Raw genomic sequence first — 18896 nt, forward strand, 5'->3', positions numbered from 1 at the left:
CGTGCTCATATCGAAGTATCGAAATATCGAAGTACGTGATCTCTTCGATTCGATTTCGATTCGATACGGCGACGACCGTCTTTGCCCTGCCCAGACTTAGATGACGAGGCGCGACACCTTCGTGCCTTCGAGCGACACGCCGGCCATCAGGCCACCGTTCGTCAGCACGAATGCTTCGACCGGGCTCGTCGCGGTCGACGTATCGACCGCACCGTTCGCGCCGACCTTCAGCACGGCGACTGTCGCATCGGCGCCGGCTGCCCAACCCTGGCTGCCGAGGAATTTATCGAGCGCTTCCTGCGTCATGAACAGGAACACCAGCGCCTTCGACTGCGCGCCGATCTGCAAACCGAATGAACCCGCGACGGTGCTGTAATAGCCCGACGTGCGGCCGCCTACGCGCAACGCGCCTTCGCCATACTGACCACCGACCCAGAAGCCGGCCGAAATGACGGACGGAAACACCAGCACGCCTCGCGCTTTCGCGACCAGCTCACGCGAACCGCCGACGTTCTGATACAGCCGCGCCAGCGTCGAGTCGACGCCCGCGTTGATCGTGTCGCGCTTGCCGGCGTTGGCCGAAGGCGAGGCGCTCGATGACGGCGAGGTCGTCGTGCAGCCGGCGAGGCTGAGGCCTGCGGTGGCCAGGGCGGCGCTGCCGGTGAGGATGAATTGTCGTCTGCGCATGATTGTTTTCCTTTGCGTTATTGAAGTTGCGTAGGCTCGATGCTTCGTCGTTGACTTCGTCGTTGCTTTGCGAGCGGTCTGCCGTGACGCCGGCATGTGCGTACGTCGCTTGCTAACCAGCATTTCGCGTGCCTGAGCCTGGAGCATCGATCGCGGCGAAAAGTTGCGCGAGGGAAATGTCCGTGCGACGTCGACTCAGCCTTTCACCAGACCACCGTCGACGATCAGGTTCTGGCCGGTCACGGCGCGCGCCCATGGCGACAGGAAGAACAGCACGGCGTCGGCAAATTCCTCGGGCGTCGTGACGCGCCGCACCGGCGTCGAGTTGGCGATCAGGTCGAAGACGAATTCCGGCGTGGCCGAACTGGCGTCGGTGGTGCGCAATAGACCGCCCGACACCATGTTGACCGTGATGCCGTCGGGACCGAGATCGTGCGACGCCGTACGGGTCAGCGATAGCAGCGCCGCCTTGGCCGCCGTGTAGTCGTGGTACGGGACCACGGGATTCTGAAACAGATTGGTACCCACGTTGACGATGCGGCCGAAACCGCGCGCGCGCATGCCCGCGGCGGCCGCCTGAATCGTGTTCAGCGCGCCCTTGAGCGAGCCGTCGAGTTGCTGCTGCATGCGGGTCCAATCGAGGGTGTCGATGGTGGGGCGCGCGTCGCCGTCGAAACGGAAGTCGGCCAGCGCGTTGTTCACCACCGATACGATCGGCTGCCCCGTTTGCGCCTGGGCCGCGTCGAACAAACGCGTGACGGCCGCTTTATCGGTGACGTCGGCCTGAAGCGGCACGACGCGTTCGCCGAGTTCGTCCCGTAGCGCGAGCGCTGCTTTCTCGCTCCGGTGATAGTTGACGACCACGCCCGCGCCTTCGCGCACGAGCGCACGCGTGATCGACGCGCCGAGTCCACGGGCGCCGCCCGTTATCAGCACCCATTGTTCGGATAGAAGCATCGCTTTCCCCATGGTCGATGAAATGTCGGTCGCTATTGTCGCGCGATTCGGCGCGCGGCCGCGTTTTCATTGCATGGGTGACGTGGTGGATGGCTTTACGTTTGAACGCCTTCTGTTTTGCAGACGAATGCCGGTGTGCGGCGGCGTTGCCGGGGTGTCGAAGATTTCTCTCCTCTGTTTGAAACCGATGACAGGGCAGCGGAATTCTATTGACGTCGTGTTTCTTCTGTCTGTGTGGTGACTCTCAGTCCTTGCGCGAAAGCTGCGTGTTGATATCGGGACTAATACCTAGGTGTTTCGTTTGTGCGCGCCAATGGAATTCATCTGATCAGGCGATCTAGATAGTTTGGAGTGCGTATATGGTGGAGTTTTTACGTTTTGGTGGTGTATCGGTAATTAACGATCCTTAGCAATTAAAAATCATTTTTTACACAAAAAGAACCGGCTATTTCGCTTTGCGTGGGATAGCGCACGGTCGCTGCATGGCGCTCCGCATAACTTCAACTTTCATCAGGCCCAGCTACGTCATTTCAATTCTTCTTAACGCGTAGCCAGTCGTTGCTCTCGGATCACGTCGAATCGGACCGGGGTTTTTCGCGACAGAGATGCCGGGCGCCATGCGAATCAGGTGTGGTGTCAGGTAATACCGACCGGGCTTTGAGTTTGGGTCTTTAACGATGAATGCAGAGTCATCGGTTATTCGGGCCGGTCATTCGACGCATATAGTTAGGAGCATGAAATGAAAAAGCAAAATAGCGACAAGCGCACGCTGGGGACTCGCCGCGCGGTATTGGCGATGGCTGTGAGTCTGTACGCGGCGATGGCGGGGGCGCAAACGAATACGCCGGTGCCGGGCCCGGCCTCGGGCAAGGCGCCGAAAGTGGTGGTTGCGCAGTTGCCGATCGATTGTCCGCAGTACGACACTCCGCAATACGACACGCTCGGTTGCAAGCGGGAAAGCGCCGGCTTGCTGACGACGACGGGTGTCGGCGTGTCGGCCGCCGCGGGATCGGGGACGGCGGCGGGGTCGCAAAGCGGGTCGGGTAATGGGTCGGGCAACGGGGCGGCGTCGGGCGGGAATGGCGATAGCGGCGCGAATGGTGCTGGCAATTCGGGGAATTCGGGGTCCGCGGGATTGGGTGGATCGGCGGCGGGGGGGAGTGGTAGTGGTAGTGGCGGTAATGGGGGGAAGGGTAGTGGCGGGTCTGGTAGTGGCGGGTCTGGTAACGGCGGGTCTGGTAGTGGTGGTTCGGGCAGTGGCGGTTCGGGTAGTGGCGGGTCTGGTAGTGGTGGTTCGGGTAGTGGCGGGTCTGGTAGTGGTGGTTCGGGCAGTGGCGGGTCCGGTAATGGTGGTTCGGGCAGTGGCGGGTCTGGAAGTGGCGGGTCTGGCAGTGGTGGCTCGGGTAGTGGTGGCTCGGGTAGTGGCGGGTCTGGCAGTGGTGGTTCGGGCAGTGGCGGGTCTGGTAGTGGCGGTTCGGGTAGTGGCGGTTCGGGCAGTGGCGGGTCCGGTAGTGGTGGTTCGGGTAGTGGTGGTTCGGGTAGCGGCGGATCAGGTAGTGGTGGTTCGGGTAGTGGCGGTTCGGGCAGTGGTGGTTCGGGCAGTGGTGGGTCGGGCGACGGCGGCTCGGGTAGCGGCGGCTCTGGCGGTCACGGCTCTGGCGGTCACGGCTCCGGTGGCCACGGCGATGGCGGTCATGGCGATGGCGGTCATGGCGACGGTGGTCATGGTGACGGTGGTCATGGCGATGGCGGTCATGGCGATGGTGGTCACGGCGATGGTGGTCATGGCGACGGCGGCCACGGTGATGGCGGTCATGGCGACGGCGGCCACGGTGATGGCGGTCATGGCGACGGCGGTCACAGCTCCGGTGGTCACGGCGATGGCGGTCATGGTGACGGTGGCCACGGCGATGGCGGTCATGGCGACGGCGGCCACGGTGATGGTGGTCACGGCGATGGTGGTCACGGCGATGGCGGTCACGGCGATGGCGGTCATGGTGACGGTGGTCACGGCGACGGCGGTCATGGCGACGGCGGTCACGGCTCCGGTGGTCACGGCTCCGGTGGTCACGGCGATGGTGGTCACGGCGATGGCGGTCACGGCGATGGCGGTCATGGTGACGGTGGCCACGGCGATGGCGGTCATGGCGACGGCGGCCACGGTGATGGTGGTCACGGCGATGGTGGTCACGGCGATGGCGGTCACGGCGATGGCGGTCATGGTGACGGTGGTCACGGCGACGGCGGTCATGGCGACGGCGGTCACGGCTCCGGTGGTCACGGCTCCGGTGGTCACGGCGATGGCGGTCACGGCGATGGCGGTCATGGTGACGGTGGCCACGGCGATGGCGGTCATGGCGACGGCGGCCACGGTGATGGTGGTCACGGCGATGGCGGTCACGGCGATGGCGGTCATGGTGACGGTGGTCACGGCGACGGCGGTCATGGCGACGGCGGCCACGGTGATGGCGGTCACGGCGATGGCGGTCACGGCGACGGCGGTCATGGTGACGGTGGTCACGGCGACGGCGGTCATGGCGACGGCGGTCATGGCGACGGCGGTCACGGCTCCGGTGGTCACGGTGATGGCGGCCATGGCGATGGCGGTCATGGCGACGGTGGCCATGGCAATGGTGGCCATGGTGACGGCAGCCATGGTGATGGCGGTCACGGCTCCGGTGGTCACGGCGACAGCGGCCACGGTGATGGCGGCCACGGCGCAAGCGGTCACGGAGATGGTGGTCACGGCGACAGCGGTCACGGCGACAGCGGCCACAGCGGAGGCTTCGGCGGCTTCGGTGGCCATAGCGGCGGCTTCGGCGGTGGCAATGGCGGCAGCGGCGGTCACGGCCGCGGCCACTAAGCGCGGACTGGATTCCGCAGCACCTCCGCAGCACGAGCAGCGTGGACGTCCAGCTTACTGGCCGGTCACGCTGCCCGAATCGCTCATCGGCGCAAACGCATCAGTCAACAAACCTCACCAACCCAAACGAAAAAGAGCGGACATCCCTCGTCCGCTCTTCTCCCACCTGACTCCACAAATCAAATCACCACCCCCCCCAACATCCATAAACTACCCACCCACCTCAATCACCCTCTCCTGCACCACCAGAAAAACCCGCTCCCCCGCAACCCTCCCATCCTCCCGCGCCCCGCCCGTAAACCCGCCAAACGCAGGCAACACGCCATAGCGAGCCTGAAACCGGAAACAGGGCACCCGCACGGAATCGATCCGCGTCGACACCCGATAAACCGGATGCACGTGCCCCGCGAGCGCGTAGGCCTCATCGACCACGCACGGGTAATGACACAAAGCCCACGGCCCAAGCCGCCACGGCTCCCGCACGCACTGAAAATCCAGCGTCTGCGGCAACGCGCCCGCATGCCGATCGTGATTTCCCTCGACCAGCACGACCCGCAACGCGGCGTGCCGTGCCCGCCACACATGCAACGCGCCCAACGTCTCCACCGCATGCGCCTCGCGCGCATGCATCAGATCGCCGAGAAAGACGAGCATTGCCGGTGCAAACTCGTCGATCAGCCGATCGAGCCGCCGCAAATTGTCGGCGGTCGAACCAACCGGCACCGGAATGCCGCGCGCGCGAAATACAGCGTCCTTGCCGAAATGCGCATCGGCGATGAAAAGACATCGCGACGCGGGATCGAACGCCGCCCGCAAGCTCGACAACACGAGCGGCTGCCCGGCGACCTCGATCTTCAACGAACTCGTCTTCATGAACGCGCCGCCTTTTCGAGTTCCGCCAGCATGCGCTCGACGCGATCCGCGAGCTTCTCCGTGCTCACCTTCTCGCGCAGACGTCCGACGATCAGCGGAAACGCGAACGGCGTCGGCTTTTTCGGCCGCATCACGACAACGCGGCTGGCGCTCATCCGTTCGAGCGCGATGCGGATACGCTGCGCGTCGAGTTCCTGCAGCAGAACTTCGGCATCGGCCTGACCGAGCAGCAGATTGTCGCTATCGTGATGGCGAAAGATCTCATAGAACAATCCACTCGACGCCTGCAATTGCCGCGCACTTTTCTGTTGCCCAGGATTGCCCTGGAACACGAGTCCCGACACGCGCGCAATTTCGCGGAACCGCCGCATCGACAGTTCGGATGAATTGAGGCTGGCCAGAATGTCGTGCTCCAGCGCATCGGACGAAAGCAGACCCGCGTCGAGCTGCGCGGCCCAATCGAATGGTTGCGCGGACAACAGCTCGAAGCCGTAGTCGTTCATCGAGATCGAAAAAGTACCGGGCTGTTCGCGCGCGACCCGCCACGCAAGCAGCGCGCCCAATCCAATATGCGCCGTGCGCCCGGCAAACGGATAGCAGAAGAAATGATGCCCTTCCCGCGACTTCAACAATTCCACCACCAGTACCCCGGGTTCGGGCAATGCCGACCACTTCTGCTGCAATTCGAGCAGCGGCCGCACCGCGCGCATTTCCGGCTCGTCGTAGATGCCATGGGCGGCACGCGCGAGCATCGTCAAGGTCGCATCGGCAAGTTCGGACGAGAGCGGCATGCGGCTGCCTGCCCATTGCGGCATCGCGCCGCGCGAGGACGTCGCGCGCCGCACCCACGCGGTCATGTCCTGCACGCGAATCAATTCGAGCGCGCGTCCGCCGAAGGTAAAGATATCGCCGGGCTTGAGCCGCGAAATAAACGACTCCTCGATCGCGCCGATCCTTCCACCCGACAGATACGCGACGTTCAACGTCCCATTCGCGACGATCGTGCCGATGTTGTTGCGATGCCGCCGCACCAGATCCTCGCGCGGCACGCGATACAGGCCATCGCTCGCGAGCGCCACGCGATGGTAGTCCGGATACGCACGCAACGCGGTGCCCCCGCCTTCCACGAAGCCGAGCGCCCAGTCGAACTGCGCCTGGGTCAGATCGCGGTACGCGTAAGTGCCGCGAATTTCGCCATACAGTTCTCGCGCATCGAACCCGCCGCCGATCGCCACCGTCACCAGATGTTGCACCAGCACGTCGAACGGTTTGTCGGGCGTATCGCGTCCTTCTATCCGGCGCTTCTCGACGGCTTCTCGCGCGGCGGCGGCTTCGACCAGTTCGAGCGCATGCGTCGGCACGATCGTCACGCGCGACGGCCGGCCGGGCGCATGCCCCGAACGTCCCGCACGCTGCATGAGCCGCGCGACGCCCTTGGGCGAACCGATCTGGAACACGCGGTCCACCGGCAGAAAATCGACGCCGAGGTCCAGGCTCGATGTACACACCACCACCTTCAACGCGCCACTCTTGAGACCGCGTTCGACCCATTCGCGCACCTCCTGATCGAGCGAGCCGTGATGCAGCGCGATCAGTCCGGCCCACTCGGGTCGTGCTTCGAGCAGCGCCTGATACCACAGCTCGCATTGCGAGCGCGTGTTGGTGAAGACGAGCGAGGTGTGCGCATCGCCGATCGCATCGGCCACCGCGCCGACCTGGCGCATGCCGGCATGGCCGCCCCATGGAAAACGTTCGATGGTTTCCGGAATGATCGTGTCGACGATCAGCGCCTTGGGCAACGCGCCGTGCACGCTCACGCGCGCGGTTTTGACCGGGGCGAGCAGAACCTCGGCGGCGAAAGGCAGATTGCCGAGCGTCGCCGACAGACCCCATACCTGGAGCTCGGGCCGCCAGTGCGCGAGGCGGGCGAGCGCGAGCTGGGTCTGCGTGCCGCGCTTGTTGCCGAGTAATTCATGCCATTCGTCGACGACCACGAGGCGCACGTGAGAAAGTACTTCCCGCGCGTCGGGCCGGGTGAGCATGAGCGACAGGCTTTCGGGCGTGGTGACGAGCGCCGACGGCATGCGCCGGTTCTGCCGCGCGCGTTCCGCCGACGTCGTATCGCCGGTACGCATGCCGACGCTCCACGGTACCGCCAGGTCGAGCGCGGAACTTTGCAGCGCGCGGGCGGTGTCGGCGGCGAGCGCGCGCATCGGCGTGATCCAGAGTACGGTAAGCGGATCGGGTTGCGTGCGCGGCGGCGCGACGCGCTGGATCGAAGCCGTCGTGGCCTTCTCCGTGGTTTTCTTCATGGCCTTATTGGCGGCCTTCTTCGTGTTCTTCCCCGCCAACTGCTCGATCGATTGCGCCGCCGCGAACGTTGCGAGCGCACCGAACCACACCGCCCATGTTTTGCCCGCGCCCGTGGTGGCATGCAACAAGCCGCTTGCACCATGGGCAATCTCGCGCCATACGTCGCGTTGAAACTCGAACGGCTGCCAGCCGCGCGCGTCGAACCATGCGGCGAGGCGGTCGGCGAACGGACGCTGCGCAGCGGTTTCGTCGAACGTGAAGGGGAGTGGTTCGAAGGCTGGCTCGTGCGCGTCGAGTCGTGCCTGCTGTGCGCGGCTGCGCGGAATCCGCCGCGGTCGTGGGCGCGACCGCGGCCTGGCGCCCGGTTCGGACGAAGCGTCCGGCCCGATGGCTTCGGGGTTGTCGGAATCAGCCGGCTCGGTCATCGAAAGCGCTCGTTGGCATTGGATTCACCGGGCGGTGCGGAGCATGCCGGGTTCGCTGATCAATATCTTCTGTGGACCAAAGAAATGAGCGGGGAGTTCATCGACATATCTTCGCACTTACCCGGCGCGGGGAGTCCGTGTTTAAATGCGGTGGCCTCGCGTGGCCTCGCGTGGCCAGAGTACAAAGAGAATCGCGAGTGCTTGCTGGCGTCCATTCCAGAACACAACTAGACGAAACGGAGTTCACGTTGAATCGCATCGAGCCCGCAATACCGCAAGTGTCGTTATGCATTGCCGCCGCGCAGGCCCAACCGGTATCCGGCGACGTCGCCGCCAACATCGCGAAAACGGTCGAACTGACCGGTCTCGCGGCCGATCGCGGCGCGAAAGTGGTGGTTTTTCCCGAGAAATTCCTGAGTGGCTATGAACCGGATCTGATTGCCGGCGACCCGGCGAAGTACGCCTTCGAAACGCACGATGCGCGTCTCGAACCGATTCGCGACATCTGCCGCCGGCGCGAGATCGTGGTGATCGTCGGCGCGGCAACACGCGATGCGGGCGCGCTACACATTTCCTCGCTGGTATTCGATCGAAGCGGCAAGGAGATCGAGCCGTATCACAAGCAGTATCTCTACAGCAGCGAGAGAACCATTTACACGCCGGGCACGCGGGGCCGCATGCTGGAACTGAATGGCTGGCGTCTCGCGCTCGGCGTCTGCTACGACTCGGGTTTTCCGGAGCATGCGAGACTCGCGGCGCTCAATGGCGCGCATGCCTACCTGGTCAGCGCGCTCTTCAGCGTGAAGACCGGCTATCACCAGTCGCGCGTCTGGTTTCCGGCGCGGGCGTTCGACAACACGCTTTACGTGCTGCTGTCGAATCACGTCGGCACGACCGGCGGCTGGGCGACCTGCGGGTCGAGCGCGATCTGGCGTCCGGACGGCGATGCGATCGTGGAAGCGGACCGCGAGCACGACGGCGTGATTACCGCGCTACTCGATCCCGCTGTACTGGCCGACGTGCGGGCGCGCGAAACGGTGCTCGCGGATTTCGCCGCGCGCGACGAGGGGCCGAGCGGCGAGTACATCGTGTCGCGTCTCGACTGACGCGTGTGCAGTACGCTTTCTCCGGCTTCTATGGCTTCTATGGCTTCGGCACGGCCGGTTGCGCGGTGCCGAGCGGACTGCGTCGTGGAGAAGGCACGGCCCACAGCAATGCGATCATGCCGGCGATCAACAGCACGGCGATCACCGCAAAGCCGGTGTAAATGCTGCCGGTTCGCGTCGCCAGCGAGCCGATCAGCGAAGGACTCACGGCGCCGCCGATCGCACCGATCGCGGTAATCGTCGCGATGCCGGCCGCCGCCGCGCCGCCGTCGAGGTCCGCGGTCGGAATTGTCCAGAAGATGCTGAGCGTCGCGTAAATACAGATCGAGGCGACCACCAGCAACGCGACGGTGAAGGGCACGCTGCGCGCGGCGAACGGCAATAACAGAAAACTCGCCGCCACCGCGAAACCGCAAGCCGCGACGTGCCAGCGCCGTTCCGCGCGACGATCCGAACTATGTCCGATGACAACAATGCCGATTGCCGTGCACACCGACATCCCGCCGCTGATCCAGCCGATGTGACCGAGCTGCTGCACGCCGACATGGCGCAATAGCGTCGGAATCCAGAAGCCGATTGCATTGAGTCCCATGAACACGCAGAAGTAAATGGCCGAAAGAAGATAGATGCGCGGATTGCGCAATACGTCGGCGAGTCCTGCCGGTGGCGTGTACTGCGTGCCGCGCGTTTTCCTGTCCGCATCGAGTGCCATCGCGACGAAACGCTTTTCTTCATGGCTGAGCCATTTGGCGCTCGCCGGACGATCGTCGAGATAAAGCAGTGCCATGACGCCGAGTGCAATGGCCGGCACGCCTTCAATCAGGAATAGCCACTGCCAGCCGCGCAAGCCGAGTAGGTCGTGGAAATGCACCATGATCCAGCCTGACAGCGGACCGCCGATAATTCCGGCGAGCGGCACCGCCATGATGAACAGACTCGTGATGCGCCCACGCTGCCGGTCGGGAAACCAGTACGTGAGGTACAGAATGATGCCGGGAAAGAACCCGGCTTCCGCGGCGCCTAGCAGAAAGCGCAGCAGATACAGCATGCCCGCACTCTTCACGAACATCAGCAGCACGGTCAGGCTGCCCCACAGCACCATGATGCGCAGCAGCGTTTTGCGCACGCCGATCTTCTCCAGCAGAAGATTGCTCGGTACTTCGAACACCAGATAGCCGACGAAGAACATGCCGGCCGCCAGTCCGAACACGGCATCGTCGAGCTTGAGATCCTGCAGAAACTGCAGCTTCGCGAAACCGATATTCACGCGGTCGATGAAATTGACGACGTAGCAGAAGAACAGAAACGGCACGATACGCCGCGCGATCTTGCGATAGATCGCGTCTTCGGGCGCGGCGGCTGACGAACGCTGCATCATGGTGTCTGGCGCTCCGGGCGCGGGTGAGGGGATTCGCTTGAAAGCTTCTGTTCCAGTGCCGCTTGCCTCGATTTACCACTCGCCGAAAAAGACGCCCCAATCCTTGTGCGTGTTGGTTTTACTCTCCACCGTCGGATTGTCGATCGTCACGCGCTGTTTCAACGAGGCGTACCAGTCCGCGAGTCTGGCGTGCATCTGCTCGCGTATCGGGGCGTGACTCGCGTCGGCGCCGAGATCGGCATACTCGTGCGGATCGTTCGCGAGATCGAACAGTTGCGGCCGGTAACCAAGCCAGTGGATGTATTTCCAGCGCGCGTCGCGCACCATCCAGCCGCGGCACTCGTCGGGCTTGCGTTGCAGCGCAAGGCGCGCGCCCCGGAAGCTGTAGTCGAGCTCCGAGACGACATAGTCGCGCCAGCCGTCCGCACGTTGCGCGTCATTGCGCGTGAGCGGCAGGACCGAACGTCCTTCGATCCGCTCGTCGCAGGCCGGCAGCCCGAGCGCGTCGAGTACCGTCGGCACCACGTCGATGCAGGACATGAAGCGGTTCTCGACGCCGCCGCGAGTCGCATCCGCGGATGCCGACGGATCGTAGACGATCATCGGCACGCGCTGCACGGTGTCGTAGAACAGTTCTTTTTCGCCGAGCCAGTGATCGCCGAGGAAATCGCCATGGTCGGCGGTGAAGACGATCAGCGTGTCCTGCCAGCGGCCAAGTCGTTCGAGCGACTCCCACAGACGGCCGAGATGGTCGTCGATCTGCTGGATCAAGCCCTGATAGACGGGCCGCACGGTATTCGAGACTTCCTCGCGCGCGAAATTCACGCATTCTTCCTGCGTGCGGTACGCGGCCGTCACCGGGTGAGCATTGTCGAGTTCGGCTGCGCGGCGTTGCAGCGGCAGGCATTGGTCGAGCGAATACAGATTGTGATACGGGCGCGGCGCGACGTAAGGCCAATGCGGCTTTACGTACGACAAATGCAAAGCCCACGGTTCGTCCCCGCGTGCCTCGATATAGCGGATCGCCTGATCCGTCATATAGGCGGTTTCCGAATGCGGCTCGGCGACGCGCGCGGGCCAGCGGACATTGCGCATTTTCCAGCCGGAATGCACGGCGCCATTGTCATCTTCGACGCTGATGGCAAAGTCGCTCCATGGCTTGTCGCTGACATAGCCGTGTTCGCGCAGAAAGGCGGGGTAGCCGCTTTCCTTACCGGGTTCGTGATGGCCGTCGTAACGGTCCAGCTCGTCGAACGATCCGCTCGACAGGCGGCGCCCGAGCGGACTTTGCCGCGCAATGTCGAGCCGTTCCATGCCATGCGCGTCCGCCATCACGTGCGTTTTACCGGCCAGCGCGAGCGAGCGGCCATTCAGACGCAGGTACTCGCCGAGCGTCATTTCGCCGATCGATAGCGGCACGCGGTTCCAGTTCGCGCCGTGACTGCTCATCGTGCGGCCCGTGTAATAGGACATACGCGACGGACCGCACACGCCGGAGCTGACGAACGCGTTGTCGAAACGCAGCCCGCGCGCGGCGAGCGCATCGATATGCCGGGTGCGCAGATAAGGGTGACCGTAGCAACCGAGGTGATCGCGGCGTAACTGGTCGCACATGATAAAGAGAACGTTGCGGGTGTCGGCCATCTGTCAGTACCTTCGCGGCCTCTCGGCCTCAAGAAGAAAGCGCCGGCGAGAAGAAACCGGCAAGATGTCCGATGCTAGAAACGAACCTCACGATTGACCTAATCAAATGTATGTGCGAATGCACAATAAGCCGGCGTGGACGCGGAAAAAGCACGTCATAATGACCGGCGAGCCAACATTTACCCTACATTCACCGTGTCCGATTTCCCCACGCGGCCTGTGCTGAAACATCCCGAGCACATCGACGAATTCCTGCTGTATCGCTTGCACAACCTCGCGCGGGTGGCCGTGCAGGGCGCCGGTTTGATGTTCCGCCGGGAACTTGGCATTAGCCGGCGCGACTGGCGCATTCTCGCGTTCGTCGGTAAATACCCGAATGCGAGTCTGAGTCAGCTCGCCGAACAGGCCGCATTGGATACGGTGGTGGCGAGCCGTTGCGTCGCCAATATGGTGAAGAAAGGCCTGATCGCCAAAACACGGTTGCCGGAGAATAAACGCTTGACGGTACTCGCGCTCACCGACACCGGCCACTGGGTCTACGAACAGGCGCGGGAATGCGGGCAACGCTATAACACCGAGTTCGCCGCCTGTTTAAGCGACGAGGAAGCGCAGTTACTCGATGCATTGCTCGACCGGATGGAGCAACAGGCCGTGCTATTGAATCAACGCGAAATGGCGAAAAGCGGTGCGTTGCTGGAAGAAGATCCGGACGCGGCGGCGGAGTAGTTGCGGGGTAGATTCCAATCGGATTCGAATGGTCGATCGCGTGCCCGTCATGCGCCACCCGAATCGATTGGCTGCCGGCAGCGGCGGATCGCTTCGGTCGATCCGTTACAATGACCCGCACCTTTCACCTGGAGACTTGCTTTGAAATCTATCGTTGCTTTGGTCGCCGCCGCTGTGTTGTCCTCGTCGGCAATGGCCGCACCCACCACCGAGAAACTGCCGTCCGGCGTGATCGTCGAACATCTGAAGCAGGGTACCGGTGCGCAACCGGTCGCCACCGACGTCGTGAAAGTGAACTATCGCGGCACGCTCGCCAACGGTACCGAATTCGATAGCTCCGCGAGCCATGGCGGCCCGGCTACGTTTCCGCTGAACCGCGTGATTCCGTGCTGGACGCAAGGTGTGCAGAAAATGAAAGTGGGCGGCAAGGCGAAGCTGACCTGCCCGGCGGCCACCGCTTATGGCGATCGCGGCGTCGGCGTGATTCCGCCGAACAGCGACCTGACTTTCGAGGTCGAACTGGTCGACATCGTCAAGCAGTAACGCGCAATTCGCTTCAAGGCAAAGCCCCGCTCCGGTTATTTCGCAGCGGGGCTTTTGTCATTGGGGCGACTTTTTTGTGTGGCCATCAATATAGTTGGTTGTTTTAAAGTGACGAACCGCTGCTTCGTTTACTGTCTGCCCGTGCGCCGAAACGATATGGCATTCGTCGCGCAGTCTCGAAGATCTCCGCTGTCCTTCCTCTTTTTTGTTGCGCATCGGGAGCGCCGGTCATGAATATCGACTTTCACTATGGTGTGGTCTATATCGTCGCTCGCACGGCCGGCATGACGGCCGGCGATGCGCTTACCGTCGCGCATGCCTGCCAGTATGTGGACGACGCGACGACTTCAGGAATATTGCGCTTCGAAGGCGGCGAAACCTTCGAGCGTTTCGCCACCGCGCACAAGATGTTCGACTATGCGAACACGGAGAACGATCAGAACCGGCTGGTCTGGGCGCCATTTCATTTTCTGCCGGCGGGCGAGGGCGATACGCTTCAGGAACGAGCCATCTGTCGCGCCGACAGCGCCGTCGCGCGCGAGACCGTGCGGCGGGCAATCCGCCAGCGCGGCGCCGATACCGCGTTGCACCGGCTGGGCGTGACGCTTCACACGTATGTGGATACCTGGGCGCACCAGGGGTTTTCCGGCATCGAGAGCCCGTCGAACCGCGTGCATTTGCTGGAGTCGCAGGATTGCACGCGCAAAGGCTGGTTTGCCCGATTAAGCGAGGCGACTCGTCATCTGATCGAGCACATCGAGGAAGATGTATTGACCGTGGCGTTACCCGTCGGCCATGGCGCCGCGTTGCATTATCCCGACCAGCCATGGGCGAAATGGCATTACATCGACGGCAGGAATGCTTTCGTCGAACGACACAACTTGCCGGAGTTCGTGCAGGCTGCCGAGATGGCATGCCGCGCGGTGCGAGCCTGGCTGGCCGGCACGGAAGATTTCGAAACGCAGGAGGGTTTGCCGCCAGACGTCAAGGATGCACTCACCGAGCTGCTGAATACCAACCGGAATCTGGACGATAACCAACGCTTGCGGACCCTTTGCGACGAGGTAAGCCAAGGCCGCATTCCGGGTTTGAAAGAGACGATCCCGGTCTATGTGCCGAAAGGCCCCGGCTCGTGGAAATGCAATGCCACCGGTTTGCGATTCGACGACGACACCGGCGACCGGCCGGCATGGACGGATGCGTTCGAGAAGAGCGATTACCGGCTCTTTCACGACTCGGTCAAGGAACACCGGTTCGTGACGACGCAGGAAATCCTGCCGGCTCATGGGTTGCGTATCGCTTGAGGGTTGCGAATCGCTTGACCGCGTGAGCGCACCGGTACGAATACCGGTTTTCTCCGGCGGCTCCAACCGCTATTCGGCTTTCGCCTGTTGACGCTGCCCGGCCCGTTCCTGCGCCTGTTCCTGAGCCTGCTTCTTCGCCATATGGCGTCCCACCAGACAGCCGCCCACCGCGCCGACTACCGCGTGATGTCCGGCATAGTGACCCGCCACGCCGCCGACCACCGCTCCCTTCACGCAACCCGCCGCGTTTGCGGTGCCGACTGTCGCGCAAGTGAGGGCGAATGCCGCGAGTGCGGTCTTGATGTAACCCGCTTTCATCTGAAAGTACCGTGCTATTGAGAGTGTCGAAGTGTAGAGGGGCGTGCCGCGCGGAGGTGAAACAGCGCTGCGAGATTAGTAACGCACGGTTACCGGTAATCGGGTTTGTCAGAGCCAAGGTGCGCGCAAATCCACGCCGACGGTAAAAAAGTGCGCTCTGTCCTTTGAATCTCCGAATGCTTGCCTATAGTAGAAGCGACAATTGCCGCTGTTGACGGCGGCCGCCTTCTCGCTGCGTGTCACGGGGAAACGCAAATGATGTTAGCCAACAATGCAATCTATTCGCCTCGGAGTTGCACGCCGGAGTCATTGCGGACCCTGGCCGGCTATCTCGAACTGGCACTCGACGAAGGTAAAAGCGTGGTCCTGATGCGAATCGGCACGCAAGTGCGTAGCGTCTATATCGGCGACCCATCCGGCGTGCTGGAAGCGCTGACCGATCATGGTGTCGTGGCCGCGTTTCAGGCAGACGAAATGCTTTCGTTGACCCGTTTAGGCCTCAACCGGATCACCGCCGACGATCAGCAATACCGTTTCATTCGTAGCGTCCGGTATATCGCCGATCGCCAGGCGGTGGTTTTTACGCCTGCTTGAAGATTGGGAAAAGGAGTGGGAAGTAGAAGAAGGCGACGGAAGAAGAGGAAGCAATCAACGCAAAAAGAAAGACGGCGAGAGCTGGAAAGTGTCGGGAAATGTCTGGAAAACGACATTTGCCGGCGAGCCGTGCGGAACCAATTCGAAAGATTCGGACTCCACGGGATACGTCATGCAGTACGGAAGCTGCTTTATCGCCACATAGATCTGCCTTTCTCCTGTTATTCATGGCATAGTTCGATCGATCAACACATAAGGAGGAATCAAATGCCCACATTAGAGCAAATCCAGGCAAAGCTTAAGAAGCTCCAGGCGCAGGCTGATGTCCTTATTGCAAGGAAAGCGCAAACGGCGGTCGACCAGATTCGCGATCTGATGCTTAAGCATGGCCTCACTACCGAAGATATCGAAGCGAAAGCGAAAGCACGCCGTGCCGCGAGAGGGCTGAATGGCCACGCGGGAAATGGCAAGGTGAAAGCGGCCTCCGGCGGCAAGCCGGCCAAGTACCGCGACCATAAAACCGGCGCGACCTGGACGGGTCACGGCCGCGCACCGGGTTGGATCGCCAACGTAAAAGACCGCACGCAATATCTGATTGAAGGCGCGAGCGAAATCAAGTCGGTCGCTAAAGCGGCATTGACCGGCCCGAAAGGCGGTAAAGGGCAACCTAAAGGCGCACAGCCGCCCAAGTACCTGAATCCGAAAACCGGCGCGACCTGGAGTGGCCGTGGTCCGGCGCCTGCATGGCTGGCTTCGGTCAAGGACCGCAGCAAATTCTTGATCGAAGGCGCGGCGGCAGCGGTGAAAGAAGCCGGACATCAATCGGCCGCGAAAGCCGGCAAGGCAAAATCCGCCGCGACGAGCGGCGCGGTGAGCAAGAAAGCCGCAGCGAAGAAAGTCGTCGCCAAGAAAGCAGCGGCTAAAAAAGCCACCGCGAAGACCGCTGTGAAGAAGGCCGCAAAGAAGGTCAGCGCGGCAGCCCGGAAAGTCGCGGCAAAGAAGCCCGCCGCCAAGAAGCGCACGGTGACTCGCGCCGCCACTCAGGTCGCGCGAAAGAAGCCGGGTCGTCCGGCCGCGGTGAAGCAGGCCGCAGCAACGGCAGCAGCACCGCAAGCCACCGAGCAAGCCGGCGCATAAGCGCCACGGAGTCGAGAAGTCGATGACCAGCACGTTTGCAGTATCCCGGCAGGAGGACCTGGTCGTCCTGCTGGACTCCGTTCCGCAACCGGCGGCGGACGCCGCCGATCCCTTCATCGTTTCGAGTGCCCGCCGGGTGATTCTGTCCTACCCGATCGCGCAAGCCGACTTCGATCGCTTCGGCCCTTTCGATCCCGACGACGACCCGTTCTGCGCGGTACTTTTTCCAGACACGGTATTTCATCGCCTTGGGCCACCGGGCGCGGCCGATCTCGACATTCACCCGCTCACGGCGCAAGGCTTGACCGCGTATTCGGTTCATGAAGTCACGAATTCGTCGCTCGTGGCCGAAATAAGCGCGGTGGAAACCGGCGGCATCGCACAGCGGCATTTCATCATTACGTTCGCCGACGCGACATTCGAGTGCGTCGCGTCCGACTATACGGTGGTCGGCGTATTCGGCGCGGGTGAGATTGCCAGCCGCGAGGCCTTCTCGCTTGTCAGATAAAGCAACTGGGTAGCAAGGCGCGGGCCTGCAACGGGCACGCGCCGTGCGTCCTGTCTTCGCGATAACAACCGGACCCTCTTCTGGGTCCGCGTTCGTTCAACGAAGCGCGGGGCGCGCACACGACGCGTCGCGCCGATTAGCATCGAGGCCACGCATGCTGACCATACCCATCACCGCCTTTGTTACGCTCGTCATCGTTCTATTGATCGCCAATTTATCGAGTGGCGAAAAGAAGATCGAACATAAGATCGACCGGCTTTATGCGAGCGACGATCCGCAATTCCTGCGCTCGATGGGTCTTCTACTCGGACCGCCGGTGATCTCCGGCAATCGCTTCGACATGCTGCTGAATGGCGAGCAGATCTTTCCGTCGATGCTCGACGGTATTCGCGCTGCGCGCCGTACCATAACCTTCGAGACGTTCATTTACTGGTCCGGCGAAATCGGCGAACAGGTTGCCCAGGCGCTCGCGGATAAAGCACGCGAAGGCGTCGCCGTGCATGTGCTGCTCGATTGGGTCGGCTCGTCGAAAATGGACAAGCGCTATTTGAAAATGTTGCGCGACGGCGGCGCGCAGGTCATTCAGTATCACAAGCCGCATTGGACCGGACTCGGCCGCATGAACGACCGCACGCACCGCAAGTTGCTGGTGATCGACGGAAGGATCGGCTTTACCGGCGGAGTCGGTATCGCGCCGGAATGGACCGGTCATGCGCAGGATGAAAAGCACTGGCGCGACACGCATTTTCGCGTCGAAGGTCCGGTCGTCGGTCATATGCAGGCGGTGTTCATGGACAACTGGGTAAAGGCGTCGGGCAATGTACTGCACGGTGCGGAGTACATTCCGGAAGTCGGCAAGGTCGGCGACGGACTCGCGCATATGTTCAGCAGCTCGCCTTCGGGCGGCAGCGACGACATGCAGTTGATGTATCTGATGGCGATCACCGCCGCCACGCGCAGCATTCATCTGGCGAGTGCGTACTTCGTGCCCGACAAGCTGACGATCAACGCAATCGTCGAAGCGGCGAAACGCGGCGTGAAAGTACAGATCATCACGCCGGGCAAGCGCATCGATACGCACACCGTACGCGAAGCGTCGCGTGCATGCTGGGGGGATCTGCTCAAGGCCGGCGTGGAGATGTTCGAATATCAACCGACCATGTTCCACTGCAAACTACTCGTGGTGGACGAGTACCTGGTGTCGGTCGGCTCGACCAATTTCGACAGCCGTTCGTTCAAGCTCAACGACGAAGCGAATCTGAACATTTACGACCGCGAATTCGCGATGCTGCAAACGGCCACCTTCGCCGACGACCTGAAGCATTCGCGGCAAGTCACGCTCGAAGACTGGATGCGACGTCCGCGGCGCGAGAAGCTGATCGAGAAGTGCGTGTCGTTACTGGATACGCAACTCTGACAATTCGACTACAACGAAACTACAGCGGCTTGAACACCGTTTGCTTGATGCCCTCTGCATGAATTAGACGGGATAAAAAAATTGTTTTGAAATTGTTTTAAAA

General features: G+C 62.3%; 17 protein-coding genes. 9 read left to right on the forward strand and 8 right to left on the reverse strand.

Translation table 11 applies throughout. From position 1 onward, the window contains the following. Positions 1–96: 96 nt before the first annotated feature. On the reverse strand, positions 97–687 hold the full coding sequence (locus tag LFL96_RS30025) for a YSC84-related protein (RefSeq protein ID WP_281001527.1): 591 nt from the start codon (positions 685–687) through the stop codon (positions 97–99). Between the two features lie 195 nt (positions 688–882). Continuing rightward, positions 883–1644 carry a 3-oxoacyl-ACP reductase gene (locus LFL96_RS30030; RefSeq protein WP_281001528.1) on the reverse strand — a complete coding sequence of 254 codons (762 nt, stop codon included), beginning with the start codon at positions 1642–1644 and terminating at the stop codon, positions 883–885. A gap of 10 nt (positions 1645–1654) precedes the next feature. Between LFL96_RS30030 and LFL96_RS30035 the strand changes: the two genes are divergently transcribed. After that, positions 1655–1885, forward strand: a complete 231-nt coding sequence (locus tag LFL96_RS30035) for a hypothetical protein (protein ID WP_281001529.1) — start codon at positions 1655–1657, stop codon at positions 1883–1885. Between the two features lie 1308 nt (positions 1886–3193). Here the strand turns inward: LFL96_RS30035 and LFL96_RS30040 are convergent. From LFL96_RS30040 to LFL96_RS30050, 3 genes are all read right to left on the reverse strand, one after another. Then, on the reverse strand, positions 3194–4492 hold the full coding sequence (locus LFL96_RS30040) for a hypothetical protein (protein WP_281001530.1): 1299 nt from the start codon (positions 4490–4492) through the stop codon (positions 3194–3196). Between the two features lie 225 nt (positions 4493–4717). Beyond that, positions 4718–5380: a ligase-associated DNA damage response endonuclease PdeM gene (pdeM, locus tag LFL96_RS30045; RefSeq protein WP_281001531.1), complete on the reverse strand. Its 663-nt coding sequence runs from the start codon at positions 5378–5380 to the stop codon at positions 4718–4720. Then, on the reverse strand, positions 5377–8118 hold the full coding sequence (locus tag LFL96_RS30050) for a ligase-associated DNA damage response DEXH box helicase (RefSeq protein WP_281001532.1): 2742 nt from the start codon (positions 8116–8118) through the stop codon (positions 5377–5379). The genes pdeM and LFL96_RS30050 overlap by 4 nt, the downstream gene beginning before the upstream one ends. Positions 8119–8366: 248 nt before the next feature. Between LFL96_RS30050 and LFL96_RS30055 the strand changes: the two genes are divergently transcribed. Then, positions 8367–9224: a carbon-nitrogen hydrolase family protein gene (locus tag LFL96_RS30055; protein ID WP_281001533.1), complete on the forward strand. Its 858-nt coding sequence runs from the start codon at positions 8367–8369 to the stop codon at positions 9222–9224. Between the two features lie 37 nt (positions 9225–9261). On the opposite strand, the gene LFL96_RS30060 is transcribed toward LFL96_RS30055, so the two are convergent. Beyond that, entirely contained in the window at positions 9262–10602 is a 1341-nt protein-coding gene (locus tag LFL96_RS30060) for an MFS transporter (protein ID WP_281001534.1), read from the reverse strand. 72 nt (positions 10603–10674) lie between these two features. Further along, positions 10675–12246 (reverse strand): sulfatase-like hydrolase/transferase, encoded by a 1572-nt coding sequence (locus LFL96_RS30065; protein WP_281001535.1) that lies wholly within the window; start codon positions 12244–12246, stop codon positions 10675–10677. Between the two features lie 219 nt (positions 12247–12465). On the opposite strand from LFL96_RS30065, the gene LFL96_RS30070 reads away from it, so the two are divergent. The 3 genes from LFL96_RS30070 to LFL96_RS30080 all read left to right on the forward strand — a co-directional run bounded on the left by LFL96_RS30070 (position 12466) and on the right by LFL96_RS30080 (position 14819). Beyond that, positions 12466–12972 carry a MarR family transcriptional regulator gene (locus tag LFL96_RS30070; RefSeq protein ID WP_281001536.1) on the forward strand — a complete coding sequence of 169 codons (507 nt, stop codon included), beginning with the start codon at positions 12466–12468 and terminating at the stop codon, positions 12970–12972. A 192-nt stretch (positions 12973–13164) separates the two neighbouring features. Continuing rightward, entirely contained in the window at positions 13165–13515 is a 351-nt protein-coding gene (locus LFL96_RS30075) for an FKBP-type peptidyl-prolyl cis-trans isomerase (protein ID WP_281003897.1), read from the forward strand. Positions 13516–13745: 230 nt separating this feature from the next. Further along, positions 13746–14819 (forward strand): DUF6765 family protein, encoded by a 1074-nt coding sequence (locus LFL96_RS30080; protein ID WP_281001537.1) that lies wholly within the window; start codon positions 13746–13748, stop codon positions 14817–14819. 69 nt (positions 14820–14888) lie between these two features. On the opposite strand, the gene LFL96_RS30085 is transcribed toward LFL96_RS30080, so the two are convergent. After that, complete coding sequence (locus tag LFL96_RS30085) at positions 14889–15137, reverse strand: hypothetical protein (protein ID WP_281001538.1); 249 nt, start codon at positions 15135–15137, stop codon at positions 14889–14891. A 309-nt stretch (positions 15138–15446) separates the two neighbouring features. Between LFL96_RS30085 and LFL96_RS30090 the strand changes: the two genes are divergently transcribed. The 4 genes from LFL96_RS30090 to cls all read left to right on the forward strand — a co-directional run bounded on the left by LFL96_RS30090 (position 15447) and on the right by cls (position 18793). After that, positions 15447–15731: a hypothetical protein gene (locus tag LFL96_RS30090; protein ID WP_281001539.1), complete on the forward strand. Its 285-nt coding sequence runs from the start codon at positions 15447–15449 to the stop codon at positions 15729–15731. Between the two features lie 267 nt (positions 15732–15998). Next, positions 15999–16868 carry an H-NS family nucleoid-associated regulatory protein gene (locus tag LFL96_RS30095; protein ID WP_281001540.1) on the forward strand — a complete coding sequence of 290 codons (870 nt, stop codon included), beginning with the start codon at positions 15999–16001 and terminating at the stop codon, positions 16866–16868. Positions 16869–16890: 22 nt separating this feature from the next. Beyond that, positions 16891–17376 (forward strand): hypothetical protein, encoded by a 486-nt coding sequence (locus LFL96_RS30100; RefSeq protein ID WP_281001541.1) that lies wholly within the window; start codon positions 16891–16893, stop codon positions 17374–17376. A 154-nt stretch (positions 17377–17530) separates the two neighbouring features. Beyond that, complete coding sequence (cls, locus tag LFL96_RS30105; RefSeq protein ID WP_281001542.1) at positions 17531–18793, forward strand: cardiolipin synthase; 1263 nt, start codon at positions 17531–17533, stop codon at positions 18791–18793. The last annotated feature ends 103 nt before the right edge of the window (positions 18794–18896 follow it).

Source organism: Paraburkholderia sp. D15 (assembly GCF_029910215.1).
Lineage (GTDB): Bacteria > Pseudomonadota > Gammaproteobacteria > Burkholderiales > Burkholderiaceae > Paraburkholderia.

Coding starts and splice junctions, on each gene's coding strand:
- LFL96_RS30060 (WP_281001534.1), bottom strand. CDS start 10,602: ATGATGCAGCGTTCGTCAGCCGCCGCGCCCGAAGACGCGATCTATCGC.
- LFL96_RS30085 (WP_281001538.1), bottom strand. CDS start 15,137: ATGAAAGCGGGTTACATCAAGACCGCACTCGCGGCATTCGCCCTCACT.
- cls (WP_281001542.1), top strand. CDS start 17,531: ATGCTGACCATACCCATCACCGCCTTTGTTACGCTCGTCATCGTTCTA.
- LFL96_RS30065 (WP_281001535.1), bottom strand. CDS start 12,246: ATGGCCGACACCCGCAACGTTCTCTTTATCATGTGCGACCAGTTACGC.
- LFL96_RS30035 (WP_281001529.1), top strand. CDS start 1,655: ATGGTCGATGAAATGTCGGTCGCTATTGTCGCGCGATTCGGCGCGCGG.
- pdeM (WP_281001531.1), bottom strand. CDS start 5,380: ATGAAGACGAGTTCGTTGAAGATCGAGGTCGCCGGGCAGCCGCTCGTG.
- LFL96_RS30100 (WP_281001541.1), top strand. CDS start 16,891: ATGACCAGCACGTTTGCAGTATCCCGGCAGGAGGACCTGGTCGTCCTG.
- LFL96_RS30025 (WP_281001527.1), bottom strand. CDS start 687: ATGCGCAGACGACAATTCATCCTCACCGGCAGCGCCGCCCTGGCCACC.
- LFL96_RS30030 (WP_281001528.1), bottom strand. CDS start 1,644: ATGCTTCTATCCGAACAATGGGTGCTGATAACGGGCGGCGCCCGTGGA.
- LFL96_RS30075 (WP_281003897.1), top strand. CDS start 13,165: ATGGCCGCACCCACCACCGAGAAACTGCCGTCCGGCGTGATCGTCGAA.
- LFL96_RS30095 (WP_281001540.1), top strand. CDS start 15,999: ATGCCCACATTAGAGCAAATCCAGGCAAAGCTTAAGAAGCTCCAGGCG.
- LFL96_RS30050 (WP_281001532.1), bottom strand. CDS start 8,118: ATGACCGAGCCGGCTGATTCCGACAACCCCGAAGCCATCGGGCCGGAC.
- LFL96_RS30080 (WP_281001537.1), top strand. CDS start 13,746: ATGAATATCGACTTTCACTATGGTGTGGTCTATATCGTCGCTCGCACG.